Raw genomic sequence first — 23,962 nt, forward strand, 5'->3', positions numbered from 1 at the left:
TTCAATCAACCGTAGTTAAAGTCATGGAATCGTTGGCTGATCATCCCATTATTCAGATGATTCTTTCACTCGTGATCGGCGTGATTATTGGGCTGGAACGAGAGTATCAGGGCAAGCCCGCCGGAGTACGTACGTTTACGCTCATTTGCCTGGGATCAACGATTTTTACCATTTTATCGCATCGTTTGGGTCATCCTAATTCCATGGATCGCGTGGCGTCCAACATCGTAACCGGGATTGGCTTTTTGGGAGCGGGGGTCATCTTTAAAGAACAGGATCGCGTAGCGGGCTTAACTACGGCAGCCGCCATCTGGGCCACGTCTTCACTGGGTATGGCAATCGGGCAGGGCGATGCAGTACTCGCCTTCGTGGGAGCTTTTCTGCTACTGGCCGTACTCTTTATGTTTCAGTACGTAGAACGCTGGATCTCCGTCCATTTTCATACGCGGCATTACCGACTCGTGTACGAAGATTCTTCCCGGGCTTACGCGAAATTGCCGGTGCTGTTCAGTCAATTTAATCTCAGGGCCAGCCGAAAGAAGCAGACCATCCATCAAAACAGCTTGCTTAGTCACTGGACCGTACACGGATCGCTCAAAAACCACGAACAACTAGTCCAGGAACTGATGAAAAATCCGGAACTGAAAGAACTTGATTTTTAGGCTATTTTAACGTCTGGGATTTGGGCAAATACGCAAGTTTTCGTTCGTTTGAATGCTTGAAAACGTTACAGCCATGAAACCTCTTGTACTCCTTCTTACACTACTTTTAAGTCCATCGCTCAAAGCCCTGGCTGACGTAGAATTTTTCCTTGAAACAGCCGTAGGAACCTCCCTGACGGTGGTTGTTAACGACCAGTCCATGACGAATGCCACGGGGCGTTTCCGATTTTTTGATTTGAATCCGGGACGGGCTCAGGTGCTGGTCTACCGGGGCCGGATGCTGTTGACTCGGCAATGGGTGATCCTGTCACCCGAAACGCGTACGATGGCGATGTTACACCCCCAGTATGGCTTCCGCATTCGCGGTACGCAACCGGTAAGGGGTAATCTGTTCGACGAATTACCGGGAAGAGATCAAGCGATTCCTTCGTGGGACGATCAACGGGATGATGCACAGCCTTTCCCAGGGGAAGAGTCAAATATCCCGCCCCGTGATTCGTACGGTTCGAACCATGACGTCATGAGTGCGGGAGAGATGGATGAATACCTCAAGGCTCTGGAGCGTACGTCATTGCTCAAAAGAATGGATTTCATTCGGCAGACCTTGCCCAGACAACGCTTCAAAACGACTCAGTTGGTGGAGATCATGCAGAAATTTGCGTTTACCAAAGAGAAAATGGAGATTGCCAAGCTGGGCTGGGAGTCTGTAGCCGACCGATACAATTTTGACCTCATTTACGAGCAGTTTTCCTTTCTCTCCGAAAAGAATGAATTGCGGGCGTACTGCGACAGTCACCGCTAACAGTGATTCCCCGCAACTAAGCCGCCGCTAACTTGGAAGGCCCGCCTAGAATGACGTTTTTTGTAAAACGTTATTCACCCCCTAACAATTACTGTCCTTGTATATTCTTCGTATTGATTGTCCTGACGAGAAAGGACTCGTTCATAAAGTTTCCGGTGTACTGTATCACCACGAGCTGAATTTGATTCGTAATGATGAATTTGTGGACCGTACTCATGGGCATTTTTACATGCGTACGGAATTCTCGGGAGAGTGTCAGGAGGAAAAAATACTAAATGCCTTACACGGAATTTTGCCCGATGCCGTCACGATTTCGCTGACGACCCAGCGGCCAAAAAACGTCGTTGTACTGGCCACTAAAGAACATCACTGTCTGAGCGATCTGCTGATCCGAAATGCGTACCGCGATCTGAATCTTAACATTCTGGCCGTCGTCGCCAATCACGACGTACTGCGACCGCTGGTAGAGAAATTCAATCTGCCCTTCCATCTGGTTTCGCATGAGGGGATGGAGCGGGAAGCCCACGAAGCGGCGATATTGGCGGCAGTCGAATCATACGACGCCGATTATCTGGTACTGGCTAAGTACATGCGGATTCTTTCGGCGGAGTTTCAGCAACGGTATTCAAACCGGATCATCAATATTCATCACTCCTTTTTACCCGCTTTCGTGGGAGCTAATCCGTACCGGCAGGCCTTCGAACGCGGGGTGAAAATCATTGGTGCAACGGCCCACTTTGTGAACGAACACCTTGACGAAGGTCCCATCATTACGCAGGAAGTTATTCCGGTAAACCACACCAAAACCTGGCAGGAGCTGGCGGCGGCGGGTCGCGATGTCGAAAAGATTGCCCTGGCCAAAGCCCTGAAGCTGGTGCTGGAAGACCGGGTATTTGTGAAAAATAATAAGACCGTTGTATTTGAGTAATTCCCTTGAAAACCATGATCATTGACTTACGTTCTGATACGGTAACCCGCCCGACGAAAGCCATGCTGGAGGCTATGTTTGCGGCCGAAGTAGGCGACGATGTCTTTCAGGACGACCCGACCGTCAACGCTCTCGAAGCCAAATCGGCGGCATTGTTTGGCTATGAATCGGCCCTGTACTGTCCCTCGGGTACGATGACCAACCAGATTGCCATTAAAGTACACACCACGCCGGGCGACGAAGTGATCTGCGATGCGTTATCGCACATCTACCTCTACGAGGGCGGCGGTATGATGAGCAATTCGCTGGTATCGGCCACTTTACTGACGGGCGATTACGGTCGCATCAACGCGGAACAAGTACGCGACAGCATCAAAGCCGATGACATCCACGCCCCGATTTCGCGGCTGGTATCGCTGGAAAATACGGTGAACAAAGGGGGAGGATGCTACTATGATTTAGCCGAAATTCAGCAGATTAAAGGCGTTTGCGAAGCCCACGGATTAAGTTTGCACCTGGATGGAGCCCGCTTGTTCAATGCCCTCGTAGAAACCGGCGAACGTCCGGATCAGTACGGTCAAGTATTTGATTCGATTTCGATTTGCCTGTCGAAAGGGCTGGGAGCACCCGTAGGTTCGTTACTGTTGGGTACGAAAGATTTCATCAAAAAAGCCCGCCGCGTACGCAAACGCTTCGGCGGGGGCTGGCGGCAGGCGGGGTATTTGGCCGCCGCCGGGATTTATGCCCTGGATCACCACGTGGATCGCTTGAAAGAAGATCATCAGCGGGCCAAGACCATCGAAGGCATCGTACGCCGAGTTCCGGAAGTGATTGACGTCTTACCAGTGTATACCAACATCGTGATTTTCCAATTGGCGGAAGGCTTACTGGCCACCGACTACGTTCAGAAACTGAATGAAAAAGGAATCCGTTGTGCTCCATTTGGCAAAGACAAAGTACGGATGGTGACGCACCTGGATTTCAACGACGATCATCTGACGGAGCTGGAGAAACGGCTGGTCTAAGTTAGTGGTTTGTTTCTGGCTTTTAGTTACTAGATAGTGCATCCCGGGGGTTTTCACCTTCGGGATGTTTTAGTTTTGGTGAGCTGAAGGTTTCTAGTCCTATACTAAAACCGTTTGCACGAATGAGGCTATTCGATAAATGACACTGATTGATCGGTGTGGATTGACAGAATTTTCGACGCCGACGGGGCGGGAACGGCCCTGAAAGCATTCTTCCAGAGGGATTGAATCCGTACGTCAGGCATAGCCACCCAAGCCCGTCAGCGATTATCCCGTAAAGTGCTGGAAAACCTGCATTCATTTTTGGAGGAATAGAAGCTTTTTAAACGACACGCCCCCGGTTTACACAAAACGGGGGCGTATACGGATACAAGGCTCTACTCGGCAGTACTTGTTTCAGCTAATTCCCCCGATGGTTTCACTTCCTGAAGCTGCGTTACGAAAGCTCCGACTACCGTCAAAGCCAGCGTTCCCGCACACAGGGCTACGTCGTCGCGTTCGCCGTACTGCTTGCTGGCGATGCCTACGAAAGCAGCAATGAAGGGAAGCAGATAGTAGGGATCATTCAGCTTCTTCGCCATACCGATACCCAGCGTGGCGGTCGCAGACAACGCTCCGCAGGTCACTTTACCTTTCAACGATTCCGGAATTTTGATGCCCGACTGCAAGAGCAGATTTCCGGCACTAATCACTGAAGCCGCCGTCAGCCAGCCTGCGTACAGACTGATTGATTTCTGAAAGGTGCGTTCCGGTTGCGGTACTTCCGTTTGACCAATTTTCAGAGCTTTATGCAGCATCAGAGCATTGGGTAGTAAAGCAATGGTCGTTAGAGCTGAGGCTCGCCGACTGGCTTTATCATCCCGGGAAAAGAAATAAGTAAATACGTTGTTCAAGGCATAACTACTCAGCAACCAGGGGACGGCTTTCTGATAGCGGGGATTGTCGAGCTGGTCGGGTAGAGCCTGGTGAATGGCCAGAGCGGTGGTGCCGGTATAAATGGTCGGCCACATAATGCCAAACGTTTCGTTGGAAGGCGTTAACAGGTTTTCGTCAATTTCCTTTCGCTGTTTGCTGAAGGTGCTGCGGCGTTGCGTACGGGAGCGGGTGTAGAAATACGTACCGACGATGCTGCCGACGACGGCAATGGCAGTGCCAATCCGTTGCAATGAACTAGTTTTCATACGCTGGTGATAAGGGGTTACACACAGCAGAAGGTCGCAAAAACTCAGTGCCAGATTGGTGAAGCGAGGCACCTGTATGTCGGGGTTCAGTAGATTTCCACTTTAAGTTTTAAACGCCGTCCATAGCGAGCATTGGAATCAACCGGAACGCAGATGACAGTCAATTCCCGACCGTAATAATCTATTCTGCCGGAGGTATAATTAACAGTTCCCTGGGGTAATAGTACGCCATTAATTAAACCACCGATCGAAGTAGAATCGTCCCTTCCATAATTAACATTACAGTACAATTTCACCGGTTGCTTTAGCTCCCCGGTAAGACTAACGATGGTTACATTCGGATTAAAGCCATTTTGAATCGTAATTGCGTCCGGAAAATGATCGCCTCCAAAGGTATACTCCCAGGTATGCTTATTGAACAGATCGGCCAGCCATCCCATTACTAAAAACAGAAACAGAAAAGCACTGCCTAAAACGATCGTCAGTACTTTGATTACTCGTATTCGGTGCTGTCTACGAGCGTTTTCCATGGGTTGATAAGGGTGAATGCTACGTGGATAGCTAATGGGATAAATGGATAGGAATACATTTCCAGTAGGAACAAAATTAAGAACGCCTCTTCTATTTGATAGAAGAGGCGTTCCTGCTAATTCTTGATTATCCGGAACGTTTGCGTATTCCCCTTTTCCAGAAAACGAAGCAGGTACGTTCCTACGGGTAAATCGCTTACATCCAGATCAACATACGTGTCACTGAAAATCGATTCCGAAAGAAGCGTTCCGGTAAGGGAATAAAGCCGTACCTGATGGGTACCAGGCCGCCCTACATTGATTCGTATTTTTTCAGTAGCCGGATTCGGGAAGACTTCAATAGCCGATACAATTGGCAACTCAACAGACGTAACCAGTTCGACGCGTAGCTGCGAAGGTTCAATGACCCGCCCTACACCACAGGCATTGACTACGCTGGCGAGTTTATAGACCGAGATGTTCTCCTGACGATCGAACGTCAGCGTATCAATGGGGAGCGTCAGCGAAAAATACAACGATGAAAATTCATTTTTCAACTCCACTTGCCAGTTAGGATCGCCCGTTAATTCAATGGGAACGGAAAGCTTCTGTCCGGGTAACGCATACGCCGTTTGCGTGAGTAGCCGGGCCGTAGGTTTGATCGAAACGGTCATCGGAACGCCCGAAGCCGCACTGGACGTATTCGGATCGGTGGCTACGACCATTACCCGGTAGCCGGAAGCTCTGGGCAAGGTTTCGGGAACGAGTGCTTTGAGTCGTTGTTGACCCCAGGGAAGGGTATTGATTGTTTTGAAATTCGTACCCGTTGAATCGGAGATTTGGATGGAAAATCGATTGTTAGCCGAAAAAGTACCCGTAGTCGCGTAGGAAACGTAAAGCGTATCTCCTGCACAAATCCGGGAGTAGTAGTTAGCATTGACTGCATCAATTACTGAAACGGTCCGTTCGCTGGGTGGATTAACCGTAACGGTTGCAGAACCGGTTCCTGCGGTTTTGCCACACGTGTTGACTAGCTCCCGAACAGTATACGTGGTCGTTTGGGTAGGCTTTACGTTGATAAACGCATACCCGTCGGCGTAGAAAGTACCAGTAGAATTATCGGATAAGGTATACGAAACAAATTCGCCGGTTTGATGCGGGGTGACAAATTGTAGGGTAGTCGATTGGCCCGGATTGATGATGGTGCTGCCCAGAAGCCGGTACTCCGGGAGCGAGAGAATTCTTAACGATTGCGAAGTACGAATGACCGGACTAGTAGAAGCTAGCTCCAGCGTATACAGCCCCGGGGTAAAATTGGCGGGAATCTTCAGTGAAAAAGGTCCGGTACCCGTCCGGGTGGAATCCATGCGAATGGCTTTCCGGGTTTTGGTATTGATCAGCGAAAGGACGAAATAATTAGAATCATCGTAATCGCCCGAGAATGAATAACCCGCCGTTAGGGTAGCTCCCCGGCATAGTTCGTTATGGCTAACAGTGGTTAGATTCAAGACGGGCTTCACCCGAACGGTAACTTCACCCGTAGCCGTTCCGTAACCACACTGGTTCGACACGGACACAATGGTATAGGTTGCTTTTTTCTGAACCGTTACCGAACGGGAATCCGAGCTGGCGATCCCGTCTGACCAGTAGATGGTACCATAAGATCCGTTTTTGAATTCTGTATATAAATAGACACTTTGCCCTCCTTCAACCATCTGATTAGACGAGGTGAGTACTACTTGCGGGGGAATGTTAGAACCGACCCAAAGGGTATCTGAATAGGTCGCCGGATTGGAAGTCATAATCCGGAACGCGAAGGATTTGACAGGATTACTGGCTGGCCATTCAAATTCAAAAAAATCGGTTTGTTTCGTTTGAACCAGATCAACAAACGTTAGAGGGGCACTATAATCATTTCGGGCACTTACCTGAAGTGTATAGGTCGTATTTGAATTCGGTTTTCCTTTAACGACAAAGGGAAGTTTAATTTTTCCCTGCAAGCAGGGATTCTGCAAACGGGCACTTGCGGGCCAGCTTACTCGCAGGGAGTCATTCGTAATAACCGTAAGCTTGAAGGAAGTATTAGGAAGGTTAACCGTACCACAGACATTACTGATGGAGCGAATTTTATAGTAAGTAGTCTGGGTGGGACTAAAATTTGCCTGAATGCTACGTTCACTTGGGGTACTTAGGGTCCACTCCCTGGTGCCGTCCGAAATTACCATGGCCAGAGGCGGATAATTATTTTCTAAGTCAGCAGTGTAGGAAACCGTCGATCCAGCTTTAATTTCCCGGGGATAACTTTGGTAGGTTAGTCGGGCCTCTCCTGCTAAGTAGATATAAAAGATATCACTAACTTTTTCCGGAGCCGTAGAAATAATACGAACAGAGATACTTCCCTGTTGCCGGGTTTCTTCCGGAAGCGTAAGCGAGTAGGAGCCCTTTTGATTGACTACGCCTAATTCGAAATCTTTGTAATTCCAGTTCGAGTCAGAATACTGGATTTTAAACGTATTCCCCGGCTGAAACTCCCCATATGTATCGAAATTAATTGCTAATTTCTGATCACGGCAGGCCACAGAAGCGGGTTTTTTAAGAAGAATTCCCTGGTTATTGGGATTTCTTACCGTTACGACACAATCGTCTTTTAAATCCGTACTGTAGCAAAGATTGGAAACCTTTACGATCGAATACGTTTCTGATCGTTGTATATAAAATGATTTATACCAGGGATTGTCATACGTAGATTGAGAACCATCTGAAAAGGTTACGATATTTCTATGACTGCCCGTTGTTGTAAAGCTAAGGCTATACGATTGAGGGATGTCCAAGGTGATACTATTATAATTTTCCCGAAAGTGGGCGGTCGGTTTGCCGTGTAGATCAATGTAGAAGAGATTTTTCGTCTGATAATCTCCAAAATCCAGGGATACGGTTACGGTTCTTACTTCTTCATTGGAGGAGTTTACATACGGACTTGCCACAAAGCTGACCCAGTTTTGAGCAATCGTTCCCTGAATCTCATGGGGGGCAGTACCCGTTGAAAGGTCTGCATTGAAACGTACTTTAACCGGGCCGTTCAGGTTTTGATTTGACTTGATACGGAAACGAAATACCTGTCCATCACACGCATCTTTCGTAGGAAGTGAATCCACCAGCAGGCCTTTAGTAAGGGTGATATTGATGGGATTTCCTGTAATTTTTGCCGGTCCGCAACCCGTTTGTACGGACGATAGCGTATAGGTCTGGTTCTGCAGAAGCGGGTCCGTATACTTTACAGAAAATGAGCCTTCGGTTGGGTCGTTGTATCCTCCTTCCCCGCTGGTCTGCGTACCGTCGGAAAGGATGGCGTGATAGGGTGAAATGCCTTTTACCTTGACATTGATAGAAACAGGAGAACCATAAGGTAGACGGGTTGGATCATTGGTAAAAAGTTCGGCCGTTGGAGGAGAAGCAATGACCATCCATAGATTGTTATACGGGCTAACGGCCTTTGGGTTGCTACTCACAATTCGTACCGAAAAGCGGTTGGTATTGTATCGACTTAGTACTGACGGAACCGTAAATTTCAAAGAACCATTTTCGAGTTTAGCATCCGTGTCCACGTACTGGTTAGGCGTTTCCTGACCCTGATTTAATTGAGGAATGAGCCGGATTTTAAATGTGTTGTCCTTGCTCCAGTTGCCTCCTTCCGTACTGAAATTTACGTAAGCCGTACTTCCTTCACAGGTGGCATAGGGCGTAACTAAAGTAGCCTGAATGCTAATGGGATTCGTTTTGACGCGAATGAACCCAGCGGCGGTATTCGTACCACATTTATTCTGAATGCTCTTTACGTAATAACTAACCGGCTTGTCGAATGTAAACGTTTGCTCCCCTGTCCCTTCAAACAAGTTACCGTAGGTGTAAAACTTAAATTGTAAGGTATCACGACTACTACTATCCTGTAGGGTTACCGTCATATCACTACTAGCCGTAAACGGGACTTTGACTTGGGAGTACTTGTTTAACTGAAATGAATGTTCGCCTAAATTTAGACTTGGGTAGGCCCCTACGTCGTTGTAATCCGACCAATTACTAGTAAACGCTGGAGACGTAGCAACGACCTTCATCCGATAGCGGCCATAAGGCCTCAGGTAGTTAAACGCATGTTGGCCCAGGCGAATGCGTAGTTTATTCCCTGCAACCAATTGGGCCGGAAATTCTGAATACTGATAACCATCGTATTCAATTCCGATGGCGAACTGATTGGTAGGAGCGAACGTCCCCGTGATCTTGATGGAAATATCAGCATCCGTTTCAAAACAAAGCGTGGTCGGAGCTTTTTCAATCACAACGGATTGAGCTTGGGATTGAAAAGAGATCAAGCCCATACAAAAGAGTAGCAATAAACGATACATCATAATTTCTGGATACGGAACGTTAGGACAACGGTGGCGTTTTGAATGTGTAAGAGGTAAATGCCTGGGGGTACCGCACGCAGACTAAGGTCTTCCTGGGTAGCCTTAGCCTCGGTTTGCTGAATGACCTGACCGGTGAGAGTCATTAACTGCATGGTACTTCCAGGCTGAAGGCCTTCCACGCGAATCTGATCGGTCGTTGGATTGGGAAAGGCTTTAATCGTGTGCGAAGCCGTTGGTTCAGTAGCCGTAATGAGCTCCACTTTCAGCGTATTGGGCTCTAGGACCGTACCAATGCCGCAAACATTGGTAACCTGCCGGATTTTGTAAGTCAAACTCGGCGAGAGGGCTTCGATGCGAAGACTATCCCGCAGGTTGTTTGTAAAAAACGAAGCGTAATACGGCTCCACGCCCCAGCTTACGCTAAAGGGAGCATCACCGGTAAACTCCAGCGGTAGTTTATAGACGCTGCCATTCACCTGCATAGGTAGTTGGGCAACGCCGAATTTCACGCTTGCTTTTTCCGCCGTGGTATAAAAGGTGGCACTGGCACTACTCATGCTGGACGGATCGGAGGCCACCACCCGAATCCGGTAGCCGGAGCCTTTCTTCAGGGTCGTGGGTAGGATGCCCGCCAGCTCGTGGTCGCGATTGCTCGGTAGGGTGGGTAGCGAAGTAAACTGCTGACCTAGCGAGTCTGACAGTTGAATGCTCATCAGATTCGTAGCACTAAAGGAGCCTTTGGTTTCGTAACTGACGAAAATTGTATCCCCTTTACACAGGTAGCCATAGCCTGACTTCGTACTCACAAACTGCGTATTGATCATGCGTTCGGCCGGTGGATTAACCGTGACCGTAGCCGAACCCGTAGCCGAACCTTTCCCGCAACCGTTGGAAATACTGGTAATGGTGTACGTGGTGGTTTGCGTAGGAGCAACGGATAGGGTTTGCTCTTTGGAATCGTTGTAAAAAACGCCTTTCTGACCCGTGGATAGTTCGTAATTGATCGTGGTTTGAATGTTCGAGGCTGCGTTTTGATTGATCAATCGCAACGTTGAATACTGGCCGGGATTAATGGTATTAGAACCAATCAATCGGTACGAAGGTGGGAAAGAAAGGTATAGCGGACGGCTTTCACTGAGTTGAGGTGAGGTGGTGATGACCCGCAGTTCATAGAAGTCTGAACCCTCTAATTGGGCCGGGATTTTCACGGTAATCGTTCCCGAAACCGTAGTCGTCACTGAATCCAGCGGGATGAATCCTTTTCGGGCCGTGTACAGACCCACCCGTATTTTATTGGAAGTATTGAATTCTCCATCGAGATAGTACCGAACCAGGAGTGAACTGCCGCTACAAATGGTATTTGTCGAACTACTAACGGTTAGTCTGGCCTTCACGGTACCCGTCACTTTCCCCGAAACACTGCCGTAGCCGCAGCCATTGGTCACCCCTTTCAGTTCAAAAGTGCTGGTTTTGCTGATGTGTTCGCTAATCGTACTGGGGTTAAGCTGAAATTCCCGAATGGTGCCATCGTTCCACGTTACATTCCAAGGGCCCTGACCCGTAAAGGTAATTTTCATGGGTAAACTGTAGTCAACCTGCGTAGGTCCGTCAGCCGACAGCGTTGCCGTAGGTAGCGTTCCCAACTCAAAAGGCAGGGCCGTACTAGGGATGTCGCCCGCCCTCAATCGAATCAGGTACGAACCTGACGTATAGGTGTCAGGTATCTGGAACGCCGCCAGATTAGTACCTATGGAACTGGTAATTTCCCGGAACACGCTGTCTTTTGCGGCGGCGACTTCCAGCATTAGTTTAACGTTCCCAGGCATGGAACCGGCTATGCCATAGGGAAGTTGGTAAGAGCCTTTGGTGCAAAATACGAGTTTCTGACTGGCATAAGCCGTGGGAAAGAAAATGCGGTACGGTTTCAGATCGACGTTCAGTACGCCTGAGCCGGACGTTGTACCACAAACGTTCGTTGCGGATTTGATACGATAGGAACCAGACTCCGGCGGATAAAAATTTGTATAAAAACCCCCGGATCGATTATCGGCGGCTGCCGGGTAATACGTCCAATCCTGCTTACCATTGGTCAGCACCAGCTTGGTTAGGCTGGTAACGTAGGTGACCGACTCTGATATGTTCATGGGAATCGAATCTCCTGGCAATAATTCAGTTAATGCTCGTTCATAGGTACTTAAGGATAATGTTGGCTTTTTTTGAATAGGTAAGAATACGGCTTCGCTTTGCGTTACGGGGTTCGTGGAAAGGATGCGAATCGAAAAATTTTTTAATTCAGTAATCGGAATGTTTAGGGAGCGGCCACTCGTACCCTTGAGCGTACGGAGGTCCGTAACCTGATTATCATTCAGAATCCGTTGAATTCTGAACTCATTATCGGAGCCAAACGTACCCGTAGTCTGGAAAGAAATCAGTACGGAATCGCCTACGCAGTAAGCCTGATAAGGGACCGTTAAGGCAATGCCATGGGAAGCAGGTTTGGTCAGTGTAATGATGGAAGTATTTCCCGAAGTATTCGTTAAATCCGTCGTCTGACACGTATTACTAACCTTTGTTAGCCGATACGTAGATTGGGCTTGGGTGGGGCGTATTCTTAAATTCGGATACGAATAATAACTGTCTAAACTGGACAATTCAGTAATTCGTAATGTCCTGCCGTCGCTTAGTTGTAATTCGTAAGGGCCGCCGCCCATCAGCTTAATGGGTAAGTCAAGATCCTGTATTTCATTAATGTTATATTGACGATACCCTTCACTAAAAAAGGCAGAAGGCTTCGTCGAAATTTTCATTTTAGAAGTTTCAAAAACGTAGGCTCCGGCCGTGATGGAAAGAATAAAATCCTGAGCTTGTACCGTTCCACTGTTTCCTAAAGTAGGAATAGTAAAGCGAAGCTGATTGGAACGAATAGTGGCCTCAATAGGCGTACCTCGATACCCATAGGAATAGTCCCGAATCTGAACAGTCGCTTTTTCGGTTAAGGGTACATTAGACGTTAAAGACAGGGTTACATTTTGCCCTTCGCAAAAAATTTGATTGGGTATAGAATCTACTTTGAATCCCGCCTGAACCGTTACCGTAACGGGAGTTTTGTCTACCTGTCCAGCTCCACACCCCGTACTATAGCTTTGAATAGTGTAACGGGTGGTCTGCGTAGGAAACGAAAGGTTATGTTTTGGGCTATAACCATTATTACGATACGTGGACTGATCGCTTAAATGGACGACCTGAGGATACGTACCCTTCAAATCAAAAGAAAGGTTAGGTCTTTGGCCCAGGTTAATGGTGTGATTTACAGACGAAAAACGGGCGGTGGCCGGGTTGAATATTTTTAAACGTACCTGATCGCTTGAACTCATTAGGTAAGGACTTTCCTGAATAATTCGGACGGAATAAGTCCGTTCCCACTCCCCGATATTTTCAGGAACGATGAAGCTCAGTGCATTACCGGAATAAGTAGCCGAAACCTCTTTGTACGTATCAAGTTCTTCCTGACCGTTGTCATTCAGTCGCGTTAGCCGAATTTTAAAAGTACCACTGGCGGACAAGTTTCCTCCAGCCGTCGAAAAGTTCACAACCGCCTGATTACCCGTGCAGGATTCAGCTGGACTGACGGACGTGGTACGGATGGAAAAAGGATTGACCTTGATGGAAACGTTGCCCGTTCCCGAGCCCGTTCCGCACCGGTTAGAAACGGATTGCAGCACGTACGATCGGTTTTTATCAACGGGAATGGGTTCACTTCGTTTATCACTCAGGGCGGAGGTGGTCGTTACCGTCACCCGCAAGCTGTCTGCCGTTAATACATCCCTCAAAAGAGCGGTAATCGTGCTGCTTCCGAATGAAGAAAATTCGAGCGGGACAGTACTATTAGGGTTCGCCTGATACGACCGGGAAGTTAGGGTAACGACGGGTAAAAAAGAGGCGTAAAAGTAATCATTGCTCCAGTCGCTTACGACCGAAGGGTTCGTGCTCTTTACCCGTAGAATCGTAGCTGAAGAAAGCTGGTTTTCATGAAGTCCTGCCGGAAAGCTTACCTGAAAACGGATTTTACCATTGGCGTACGTCGCTGGAATCTGATGATAGGGGGTTCGATAGTAGGAGTCACCGAACTCAATGCTAAAAGAAGCCGAAGCTGGAAAGTTACCTTCTAGAGAGACCGGATACTCAACGAAGGATCCTACGCAAAAGTAAGAATTAGGTTTATCACCAATGATGATACGTTCATTCTGAGCTACAGTCTGATAACCAAGCAGACATAGCCATACTACCCACAAAAATTTCATAAATCAAATAAAGGACAACGGATAGGCGATGGGGATAACTAAAGCACAAATCTAATCTTTAAACAGGGGAATAAATGAATTTTTTAGAAAGATATAAAAGGTGTGTAGCTTACACGCGTCGATAGCCTGAAACTGTAGCAATAATAAACTAAGCTTTGGTTTTAAATACTCTAATTGAATCAGAATTGTTAGTAAAGTAAGTATATGCAATTAATGAAAGCAGTATAAAAACTCTTTATTTAAAAGGAAGACTACACTACATTAGTTCATACAGAACATAGCTCCTGTAAACGATTTAGGGTAGAAGAGGTGCTTTGCAATAAATCCCTTAAAAGGCGTATTTGATTTTAATCAAATACGCCTTTTAAGGGATTATAAAAAATTCGAGAAAGTAAAAACTGACAGGAGATTTCTGTCTACTGAAAGAAGTTAAAAAATTTTTTAGGCCACCAGACTAACCTCCTCCGTTTGGTACAATTCCGTAAGAATGGTCAACGCAGCATCAATTTCCTGCCGGGTATTATCCGGTCCGAAGGAAAACCGTACGTTTTCTTTCCCAAAGCTGGAGGGGATTTCCTGAAGTACGTGCGAGCCGCCCGCCAAGTTGGAGCAGGCACTGCCGCCAGAAACGGCAATTCCGCGAGCATCCAAAGCTTCGACCAGCGAGCAGGGGGCATCCAGAATAGGAAACGCGACATTAATCAGGCCGGGTAAGGTCTCGTCGATGCTTTGACATCGGCCATTAAACGCAATACCAGGAATCTGTTTCCGTAAACCACCAATAAAATGCCGTTTCAGCGAATCCAGGTGAGCGATGTTCTGCTGCTGATGCGTGATGGCCAGCTCCAATGCTTTGGTCAGACCCACAATGCCCGGTACGTTTTCGGTGCCCCCGCGTTGACCTGCTTCCTGTCCACCGCCGCTGAGCAAGGCCGGTAAGCGATGACCCCGACGGGCGACCAAAAATCCAACGCCTTTCGGACCGCGAAATTTATGGGCCGAAGCAGTAGCGAAATCAATGGCGTCCAGGGCTACGTGGACTTTACCCAGGCTCTGAACGGTGTCGGTATGAAAGTAGGCTCCGTAGTGCTGGGTTAAGGCACCCACTTCTTCTAGATTTAGCAAGTTACCGAGCTCATTATTAGCGTGCATGAGGCTGACGAGCCCTTTAGGATGCTTTTCCAGCCAGCGGGTCAGGTCGGGAATAGAAACCCGTCCCTGCTCGTCGAGTGCGACGTAATCAAGCTGAATTTGACCCGCCTGCTCTAACTGACGTAGCGGTAACAAGACGGCTTTATGTTCAATTTTTGAGGTCAGGACGTGACGAATACCATACTGCTGAATGCTGCTCTTGAGGGCAAAATTATCGGCTTCGGTACCCCCGGAAGTGAAGATGATTTCTTCGGGAGAAAGGGCTAGTAAATCAGCAATTTGACGACGACTGGACTGAATCACGCGTTTCGCCTCTCGACCCGCTCGGTGATTGGAGGACGGATTCCCGAAATGTTGCGTAAAATAGGGTAAAATCGTTTCCAGAACGGCTGGAGATAAAGACGTAGTAGCGGAGTTATCGAAATAAATAGACATGCGATGAAAAAGCTGATGAAGGTGAATGATCGGATGAGAAGGTCAGACCCGTGTTGAATCCAAGGGGTGACCAGACGTGACGGAAAATCACGTTCGTGACAAACGAGAAAACAGTGCTTAGCTTCGGAGAATGAAGCAGGCCGGGCGATTTCGAGTCGGGGAGAGTGCCATGCGGTATTGGGTTTATAGTTCCTAATGTGTTAGGCAGGTTAGCACTGATTCCGTGTCGGAAAGTTGCTAAGGATTCGCAGAGCCTGTCTCTCCTCCTTTCTGTATAAGCCCCAACTACCCGTAGTAATTGAAGACGTTGCAAAGATACGTGTGAGAAAAAGTATAAAACAAATAAAATCTATAGAAATTATAGATTAATAAATAAGTTTGAGAGTGTGTGCAATTTAATGTGTTGATTATTAGGATTATATCGTTGTTGTTAATGCTAGCATAGCATCAACAACGGTGGAAGTATATAGCGAAGCGTTACTAGCAGGGCAGAAATGAGTAGGACGCAATTTGTTATTTTTAGACTATGGATTGTCCCTAATCGATCAGCCCGATCGTCATAGCGTAGAACAATAACTTTTCTCACCATGAAAGAATTTGCTTTAATCTTCAGACTCAAAGACATCGCTGACTTCAAACCGTCGCCTGAACAAATGCAGGAGAGACTGAATTGGCTTGACAACATTGCGTCACAAAACAGGCTTGTTGATAAAGGGAATACGTTATTGCCCCTACCAGGAAGTGCTAAAACGGTGCAACCAGACAATCTGGTAACGGATGGACCTTATACAGAAATTAAGGAATTTATTAGCGGTTATGTAGTCATTCGGGCCGAAGACATAAATGAAGCAGTAGAAATAGCAAAAAGAAATCCTATCTTTAGTATGGGAGGCAGTGTTGAAATAAGAGAAGTTCTAAAACGTGACTAGTATTGAACGACTTAACCTTACAATCGGATCTTTTAACGCTTTTATTCCATCAGGAATATACTAAAATGACGGCAACCATATGCCGTCATTTTAGTATTCGGTCTATTGAGATAGCGGAAGATATTGTTAGTGATACTTTTCTGAAAGCTTCTGAATACTGGGCCATTAGTGGAGTGCCGGATAATCCTACCGCCTGGCTTTATACTGTAGCAATCAATAAATCAAAAGATTATATAAAACGACTTTTGATTTTTGAAAAATTAATTGTTGATAAAAATCAGCAAGAAGATCAGGTAATAGATTCAATTCTTGAATTGGATGGTCAACTGTTGGAAAACAGCGAATTACAAATGATTTTTGCCATTTGTGATTCCGTAAACTCTCAAGAGAATCAAATAACCTTAGCCCTTCAAGTCATATGTGGCTTTAGCGTAGAAGAAATTGCGAATGCTTTTTTTAGTAAAACGGAAACAATAAAGAAGCGTTTATTTAGAGCGAAGAATACGTTAAGGAATAGTCATTTTAAAATCAAACCGTTAACTGAAGGAGAAATCACTTCTCGAATAGATTGCGTACTTAAAACACTGTATATATTATTTAATGAGGGTTACTATTCTAAAACTAGTGATCAGCTTATACGTAAAAAACTGTGTTCTGAAGCCATCAGGCTGGTATTGGCATTAGTTGATAATATATCTACCAGTACGAAAAATGCTAGGGCATTGCTTGCATTGATGTGCTTTCAAAGCTCACGGCTCGATGCAAGGACCGATAACTACGGGGAAATTATTTTATTCGAAGATCAAGATAGAAATCTGTGGGATTTATCATTAATTGAAAGAGGTCAATACTATTTAGCAAGTGCTTGTACCGGGAATGAAGTCTCAACATACCATATAGAAGCAGCTATTTCTTATTGGCACAGTACCTCAACAGGAACCCTTAAATGGGAACCGATTCTGCGGTTATATGATCAACTTGTATTGTTAAAATACTCGTCTGTTATAGCTTTGAATAGAATATTTGCTTTGTCTAAAGTCTATGGAAATGATAAAGCTATTCGTGAAGTTGAAAAATTAAGTTTTTTAGAAAATAGTTATTATCATCTATTACTGGGATACTTGTATACGGAAAGCCACGTTTCTCTAGCTGTCAAACATTACAGGAAGGCTATTGCCTTAACTAAATCAAAAAGGGAGAGAAGTACATTAAATAAACTAATCAATCATATCGCGTTAGATAGTTAGGCTTTTATTGGTGTTAGCTTACGTCGAAGTGGTTTACTTATTCCTTACAAGGTCAAAAAAAAACGGGCCCTAAGACCCGTTTTTTAAATTATATGATTACACCAATTCCAGCGGATACTTCCGTTGCCGTTTCCCCGTCAGATTAAACAGGGCGTTGGCCAAGGCTGGAGCGACGGGCGGTAAACCCGGTTCGCCCACGCCACCGGGAGCTTCCTGATTGTCGATGATGTGGACTTCCATGACCGGCGTTTCGTTGATGCGTAGCACCGGATAATTATGGAAGTTCGTTTGTTCCACAGCTCCGTTGGCGAAGGTAATCGGACTTTTGATCGCCGCCGTCAGACCGTAAATGATGTTACTTTCGGTCTGGGCTTTGATGTTATCGGGGTTTACGGTCATGCCGCAGTCAATCACCGACACTACTTTTTCGATCTTCACGCCATCCGCCGTTTTCGCTACTGTAAACACGTGAGCACAGATCGTACTAAACGAACGGGCAATGGCTAGTCCGCGAGCTTTTCCGGCGGGCAGCTTTTCCCGGTAACCAGATTTTTCCGCCGCCGTTTCCAGTACTTTCACAAAACGGGGGGAATCTTTCAGTAACTCCAGTCGCAGATCCAGCGGATCTTTGCCCGCCGCGTGAGCCAGCTCGTCCACGAAGGATTCGTGCCCAAATACGTTCGTCGAGGCATACACCGAACGCCACCAGAGAATGGGCAGGTCGGTACTCGCATTGTGGTAGCTACGCCGAATATTCGGAATTTGAAGCGGACTGTCCTTTGAGCCAATGCCTTCTTCAGCCCAGCCGTCGGCCTTGCCCTTCAAGTCGGCTTTGAATACCTGTTTCTGGATTGATTCCGCAATGATTTTATGGTGAAAAGCCGTCACGTTGCCTTTCTCGTCGATACCACCTTCCAGTACACTCAACATGGCGGGTCGGTACGGGCCCTGACTCATATCATCTTCCCGCGTCCAGATGAGCTTCACAGGAGCGTTGACCTGTTTGGATAAAAACACGGCTTCTTTCACGAAGTCCAGATACGCTTTCCGGCCAAAAGCTCCGCCCAGAAACGTCACGTTGACTTTCACCTGTTCGGGTTTGAGGCCCAGGTACTGAGCTACCTCGCCAATGGTACCGTCGGGGCCTTGTACGGGAGCCCAGATTTCCACTGAATCACCCTTAAACCAGGCCGTTGCGTTGACGGGTTCCATCGCAGCGTGTGCAGCAAAGGGTGTTTCATAAGTGGCCTGAACCTTCTTGGCTGCTTCGCTGTAGGCTTTGGCAAAGTTGCCCGTATTTCCTTCGAAATCGCTGCCGTCTTTTTGGGCCAGCTCGTGCATCTGAGCCGAGAACTTTTCCGTCGATAAAGTCGCTTCGTTTACTGGTGCCCACTTTACCTTCAGTTTTTTCCGTCCCTGTACCGCTGCCCAGTAGTTCGTGGCCAGTACCGCTACGGTTTCGACGGTGGTATGGGGCATCGCCCGTTCGGCTTTCAGTACCTTTTTCACGCCCGGTACTTTCATCGTCGCCGTGGTATCAAATGAAGCCACATTGCCATGAATGGCCGGGCAGCGTTCGATGCTGGCGTACAACATGCCGGGTACGTCTACGTCGATACCAAACTGGGCCTGACCCGTTACTTTCAGTGGTACGTCGGGCTTGGGAATGTTCTTGCCAAGTAACTTGAAATCCTTGGGGTCTTTCAGTTTGGGGTCTTTTGGTACGGGCAGTTGGGAAGCATCACCCACGAGTTCAGCGTAGGTAAAGGATTTTCCCGAAGGCTTGTGATAAACCTTCGCTTCCTGGGCATAACACTCGCTAACGGGTACCTGCCACTTGTTAGCTGCGGCCTGTACGAGCATTTCCTTTACGGCCGCACCGGCTTTCCGCAGGGGCATCCAGCGGGTACGAACTGAAGAACTACCCCCCGAAAGTTGGGAGCCGTATTTTCCCTGACCGTTGGTCTGGCTAATGTGAATCTGATCAAGAGATACTTCCAGTTCTTCCGCAATCAAAGCGGGCAACGACTGGTACGTACCCTGTCCCATGTCGGGACGGGGGTTGAGTAAGGTAATTTTCCCCGTATCGTCAATGAGGATATAAGGGCTGAATTCCAGACCGAGCGTAGTCTGGGGAATTTTATGAAGAACGACGTCTTCCGACTGAGCCGGAATCGAAAAACCTAGGGCGAGCAAAGCTCCGGCGGAGCCACTCGTTTTGAGGAAATTCCGGCGATTGATGTTGGATGTTTTCATTGCCTGAGGCGTAAAGAGTAAAACCGAACCGGGGAAAAAGGAACATTAACGATCCAGACTTGCCGTCTTTTTCGCAGCGGCGGGCTTGGCTTCCTGGATGGAATCCGCCGCCCGGTGAATCGCTTTCCGAACCCGCTGGTAGGTTCCGCAGCGGCAAATGTTTCCCTGCATGTACAGGTCAATGTCTTCGTCAGTCGGCTTGGGTTTTTCTTTCAGCAGGGCTACCGCACTCATGATTTGCCCCGACTGGCAGTAACCGCACTGCGTCACCTGTTCGTCGATCCAGGCTTGTTGTACGGCGTGCAGATGGTCGGGTGTACCGATGCCTTCGATGGTCGTAATTTTCTGTCCTTTTACGACCGATACGGGGGTGGAGCAGGAGCGAATGGGTGAACCATTAAGGTGAACCGTACAGGCTCCGCACTGAGCCATACCGCAACCAAATTTGGTACCTTTCAGACCCACTACATCCCGGATGGCCCAGAGCAGGGGCATTTCAGGATCTACGTCAATCGTATAGGCTTTGCCGTTGACGGTCAGTTTCGTTTGTGCCATGATGAAATGGTAAATAGGGGTTTGCTCGCAGAAGTGTTTCAAAGATACGGATTAATTGCTCGCTACATCCATTGAAAATAAACCCGGACTGATGGAATTTTCACTGGTTCGTTACTAAAAAGAGCAGAACGCATAATCCCTATGAAGCAGGAAACCGAAAGGAAAGTTCAAGTAGATAAAATTCTCCGAATAGTCGCAAAAGCCCTATGAATCCCTGAAAATGTGCGAAATTTGAAAATTTGATTACCACATTTTATCAACACATATGAAAAAATACAATGCTTTGCTCCTAGGGCTGGTGGCTTTGAGTACAGCCGCTTTCGTAGGCAAACCCAGTGACGATCCCAAACGAAAAGGCCTGGACTTGTCAGGCATGGACTTGTCGGTGAGTCCCCGCGAAGATTTCTTCCTGTACGCAAACGGAGCCTGGCTGAAGAATACGGAAATTCCAGCTTCGGAGACGGGTTGGGGTTCATTTAATATTCTACGGGATGAAAACAACCGTCACATTCACGAAATTCTCGAAGTGGCGGCGAAAAGCAAGGCCAAGAAAGGCAGTATCGAGCAACGCGTCGGCGATTTTTACGCGTCTGGCATGGATACGGTAGCCATCGAAAAACGCGGTTACGAACCCATCAAGCCCATTCTGGCCGAGATTGACCGGATCAAGGATTACAAATCACTGCTGGCGTACTCGGCGGCTCACCCGCTGGAAGGGGGCGGAACATTCCTGGGGATTGGCGTAGGAGCGGATGCGAAAAACCCCGATGCGTACATTGTCAGTATGCGGCAAACGGGTACCGGACTTCCCGAAAAAGATTACTATACGAAGGACGATGCTGCGACTCAGAAAGTCCGAGAGGCTTACAAAAAGTACATCAGCACGCTCTTCACGCTGACGGGTACGGAAGCTGCTAAGGCTCAGAAGCTGGCCGAAGATATACTGGCTCTGGAAACGAAAATCGCCGCTTCGCACCTGGGCCGGATCGAAATGCGGAATCCCATCGCTCAGTACAACAAATTTGCTACGAAGGATTTTGCCGCGAAAGTTCCGAACTTGGATCTGAACGCATTACTGACGACCCTGCGGATGAAAACCGACACGGTTATTGTCGGTCAACCCAAATACTACGAATACCTGAACACCATGCTTCCCAACGAAAACATCGAAACGCTGAAGGCGAAGATGAAGTTTTCGGTCATTAGTGGAGCATCGGCGAACCTGAGCAGTCCTTTCGTAAACGCCAATTTTGAATACGTAGGTAAAACGCTGAATGGTCAAAAAGTACAACAGGATCGCTGGAAACGTCTGTCGAGCCAGACCGACGGGATGCTGGGCGACTTACTGGGACAACTATACGTCGCCAAATACTTCAAGCCCGAATCCAAGAGACGCATGGACGAGCTGGTCGCGAACCTGCAGAAAGTATTCGAAACCCGCATCAAAGGCCTAGAGTGGATGACGGAAGAAACCAAACAGGAAGCCCTGAAGAAGTTACATTCCTTCACGCCGAAAATCGGGTACCCGACGAAGTGGAAAAACTACGATGGAGTAGTGGTGAAACGCGATGATTACTTCGGAAACCTGAAAGCTTTGAGCAAGTGGCGATACGACGAAATGATCAATCGGCTGGGTAAACCCGTTGATAAAACAGAATGGGGTATGACGCCTCCGACGGTAAACGCCTACTACAGCCCCGTACGCAACGAAATCGCCTTCCCGGCGGGTATTTTGCAATGGCCGTTCTTTGATCCCAATGCGGATGATGCCTTCAACTATGGAGCCATTGGAGCCGTTATTGGTCACGAAATGACGCACGGTTTCGACGATCAGGGTCGTCAATACAACTACATGGGAATGCTGAAAAACTGGTGGAAGAAAGAAGATGCCGACCAGTTCAAGCAGCGGGCTCAGTTGGTAATCGACCAGTTTGATGGCTACACTGTACTCGACAACCTGCACGTAAAAGGTCAGTTGACGCTGGGTGAAAACCTGGCTGATTTGGGTGGTCTGTCGGTATCGTACGCGGCTTTCAAAACGTATACGAAACAAGGCAAGTCCAACGAGAAAATTGACGGTTTCACGCCCGATCAGCGTTTCTTCCTGGCCTTTGCCCAAATCTGGCGTACAAAAACCCGCGATGAAGCCCTGCGTCTTCGCGTAAACACGGACCCGCACTCACCCGGTGAATTCCGTACGAATGGTCCGCTGTCGAACTTCGAACCTTTTTACGAAGCCTTCGGTGTGAAACCCGGCGATAAAATGTACCGTCCGGATGACATTCGGGCAAAAATCTGGTAAAATTTATACAATTTACCTGAGTGAAACGGGGCTGACGTATGGTTAGCTCCGTTTTTGTTTGTGTGCGTATGGGATGCGAATGTTGGTGATGACGATGAACCAATGGGACAGATACCAGCAAATGGATGATTGGTGACGCTATGCTCAACACCAACAACGCAGGAGTACTCTGAAGTAATTTACGACTTCGTACTATCCGGCGTGATGGGCAGGACGCGGTCGATTCCTTTCTTACGATTCCAGGGAGCGGTGGTCCGGCGGGCCATGTCGATGGTAAGGAGAATGACAATCAGTGTGAAAACCAGAAAGCCAAGGAAGAATATTTTTTTCTGACGACTCATAGCCCAGCAAAGGTACGACAAATGCCAGAACGCAGTTTGTGGAATTAAAAAATGTGCTTTTCCGGTAAGAAAAGTTCACAAATATTTTAAAAGCCTTGACGCTTTTTCGCAAAGAAACGTATAGATTTAGGCCAGACAAGAAACTACTATTCCCTTAACCGAAACAACCGGGTCTGACCAATCAGGTCAGACCCGGTGCTTTTTTACCGTTACGAAATATCAAATCCCGCCAATTTCTCCGGCGAATCGTAAAAGATCAGCCGACCCGTACGACTGGAAACCTCCGCCCAACTGAGCTGTTCGAAAGCAATGGCAATAATGCCACAGGGGGGAACCGTACCCAGAATTTCATGACAGAGGTATTCCGACAAATACGTCACGCTGGGGTTATGTCCGACAATCATCGCCGAGGTAACCGTTTCCGGAATGGCATTGATGGCCGCTAAATAATAGCGTGGAGCTCCTTCGTATAAATCTTCGATGTACTGCGTTTTTTCAAAATCAAATCCCAACTGTTCGGCCAGTACCTGAGCGGTCATTCGCGTACGCTCCGATGGACTACTCATGAGAACGTCGAGTTGAATAGGTTTTTCGTTCAGTAGGCGGCCCATACGAGCGGCATCAATCAGACCCTGGGGCGTCAACGAACGCTGAAAATCGTAAGATGTACCTGCGGGCTGTTCGGCTTCGGCGTGGCGAACCAGATAAAGTAGTTTAGTCATTGAGGAAGTAGATAGCAATGTATTCAAACCTACGATATTTATAGAAAAAAGAGGGTAGCCGTTGGATAAAATCACGGGGAAAGCGGCAGAACCGCGAATAAACGCGGGAAAATGGCTAATTTTGTAGAACGGCTCAGTAAGAGCCGTTTTCCGTTTCCAAAACCAGGGAAGCGTATCCCGCAGGAAAGAAAAGTCGTTCTGATTTTTCCCGT

The 23,962-nt window shown here is 47.6% G+C and carries 16 protein-coding genes and 1 riboswitch; of the genes, 7 read left to right on the plus strand and 9 right to left on the minus strand.

Going from position 1 to position 23,962, the window contains the following annotated elements:
* The first annotated feature begins 23 nt into the window (after positions 1–23).
* The 4 genes from C5O19_RS03790 to C5O19_RS03805 all read left to right on the plus strand — a co-directional run bounded on the left by C5O19_RS03790 (position 24) and on the right by C5O19_RS03805 (position 3,417).
* On the plus strand, positions 24–662 hold the full coding sequence (locus C5O19_RS03790) for an MgtC/SapB family protein (protein WP_104709970.1): 639 nt from the start codon (positions 24–26) through the stop codon (positions 660–662).
* 73 nt (positions 663–735) lie between these two features.
* Positions 736–1,464: a DUF4476 domain-containing protein gene (locus C5O19_RS03795; protein WP_165795929.1), complete on the plus strand. Its 729-nt coding sequence runs from the start codon at positions 736–738 to the stop codon at positions 1,462–1,464.
* Between the two features lie 97 nt (positions 1,465–1,561).
* On the plus strand, positions 1,562–2,392 hold the full coding sequence (purU, locus tag C5O19_RS03800) for a formyltetrahydrofolate deformylase (RefSeq protein ID WP_317046469.1): 831 nt from the start codon (positions 1,562–1,564) through the stop codon (positions 2,390–2,392).
* A gap of 14 nt (positions 2,393–2,406) precedes the next feature.
* Complete coding sequence (locus C5O19_RS03805) at positions 2,407–3,417, plus strand: threonine aldolase family protein (protein ID WP_104709972.1); 1,011 nt, start codon at positions 2,407–2,409, stop codon at positions 3,415–3,417.
* A 377-nt stretch (positions 3,418–3,794) separates the two neighbouring features.
* Here C5O19_RS03805 and C5O19_RS03810 read toward each other — a convergent pair whose 3' ends face one another.
* The 5 genes from C5O19_RS03810 to C5O19_RS03830 all read right to left on the minus strand — a co-directional run bounded on the left by C5O19_RS03810 (position 3,795) and on the right by C5O19_RS03830 (position 15,398).
* Positions 3,795–4,598: a tryptophan-rich sensory protein gene (locus tag C5O19_RS03810; RefSeq protein WP_104709973.1), complete on the minus strand. Its 804-nt coding sequence runs from the start codon at positions 4,596–4,598 to the stop codon at positions 3,795–3,797.
* 86 nt (positions 4,599–4,684) lie between these two features.
* Entirely contained in the window at positions 4,685–5,128 is a 444-nt protein-coding gene (locus C5O19_RS03815) for a hypothetical protein (RefSeq protein WP_104709974.1), read from the minus strand.
* A gap of 116 nt (positions 5,129–5,244) precedes the next feature.
* Positions 5,245–9,510, minus strand: a complete 4,266-nt coding sequence (locus tag C5O19_RS03820; protein WP_104709975.1) for a T9SS type A sorting domain-containing protein — start codon at positions 9,508–9,510, stop codon at positions 5,245–5,247.
* Positions 9,507–13,811, minus strand: coding sequence for a T9SS type A sorting domain-containing protein (locus C5O19_RS03825; protein WP_104709976.1), 4,305 nt, complete (start codon positions 13,809–13,811; stop codon positions 9,507–9,509). The genes C5O19_RS03820 and C5O19_RS03825 overlap by 4 nt, the downstream gene beginning before the upstream one ends.
* A gap of 441 nt (positions 13,812–14,252) precedes the next feature.
* On the minus strand, positions 14,253–15,398 hold the full coding sequence (locus tag C5O19_RS03830) for a cysteine desulfurase family protein (protein WP_104709977.1): 1,146 nt from the start codon (positions 15,396–15,398) through the stop codon (positions 14,253–14,255).
* A gap of 180 nt (positions 15,399–15,578) precedes the next feature.
* Positions 15,579–15,679, minus strand: a riboswitch (SAM riboswitch).
* A gap of 306 nt (positions 15,680–15,985) precedes the next feature.
* On the opposite strand from C5O19_RS03830, the gene C5O19_RS03835 reads away from it, so the two are divergent.
* Together C5O19_RS03835 and C5O19_RS03840 are read left to right on the plus strand one after the other, a co-directional pair.
* A complete protein-coding gene (locus C5O19_RS03835) occupies positions 15,986–16,327 on the plus strand; it encodes a YciI family protein (protein WP_104709978.1) in 342 nt (113 codons plus the stop codon).
* Positions 16,328–16,329: 2 nt separating this feature from the next.
* Positions 16,330–17,574, plus strand: coding sequence for an RNA polymerase sigma factor (locus C5O19_RS03840; protein ID WP_243406319.1), 1,245 nt, complete (start codon positions 16,330–16,332; stop codon positions 17,572–17,574).
* A gap of 96 nt (positions 17,575–17,670) precedes the next feature.
* On the opposite strand, the gene C5O19_RS03845 is transcribed toward C5O19_RS03840, so the two are convergent.
* Together C5O19_RS03845 and C5O19_RS03850 are read right to left on the minus strand one after the other, a co-directional pair.
* On the minus strand, positions 17,671–19,830 hold the full coding sequence (locus C5O19_RS03845) for a molybdopterin cofactor-binding domain-containing protein (protein WP_104709979.1): 2,160 nt from the start codon (positions 19,828–19,830) through the stop codon (positions 17,671–17,673).
* 45 nt (positions 19,831–19,875) lie between these two features.
* The gene (locus tag C5O19_RS03850) at positions 19,876–20,385 is read right to left on the minus strand and encodes a (2Fe-2S)-binding protein (RefSeq protein WP_104709980.1); all 510 of its coding nucleotides are present in this window, start codon (positions 20,383–20,385) and stop codon (positions 19,876–19,878) included.
* 265 nt (positions 20,386–20,650) lie between these two features.
* On the opposite strand from C5O19_RS03850, the gene C5O19_RS03855 reads away from it, so the two are divergent.
* Positions 20,651–22,687, plus strand: a complete 2,037-nt coding sequence (locus C5O19_RS03855) for a M13 family metallopeptidase (RefSeq protein ID WP_104709981.1) — start codon at positions 20,651–20,653, stop codon at positions 22,685–22,687.
* A 179-nt stretch (positions 22,688–22,866) separates the two neighbouring features.
* Here the strand turns inward: C5O19_RS03855 and C5O19_RS25930 are convergent, their stop codons facing one another.
* Both C5O19_RS25930 and C5O19_RS03860 read right to left on the minus strand, forming a co-directional pair.
* Entirely contained in the window at positions 22,867–23,028 is a 162-nt protein-coding gene (locus C5O19_RS25930) for a hypothetical protein (protein WP_165795930.1), read from the minus strand.
* 209 nt (positions 23,029–23,237) lie between these two features.
* A complete protein-coding gene (locus tag C5O19_RS03860; protein ID WP_104709982.1) occupies positions 23,238–23,750 on the minus strand; it encodes a SixA phosphatase family protein in 513 nt (170 codons plus the stop codon).
* Positions 23,751–23,962 lie beyond the last annotated feature (212 nt).

Origin of the sequence: Siphonobacter curvatus, assembly GCF_002943425.1 — a bacterium.
In the GTDB taxonomy this organism is placed as follows: domain Bacteria; phylum Bacteroidota; class Bacteroidia; order Cytophagales; family Spirosomataceae; genus Siphonobacter; species Siphonobacter curvatus.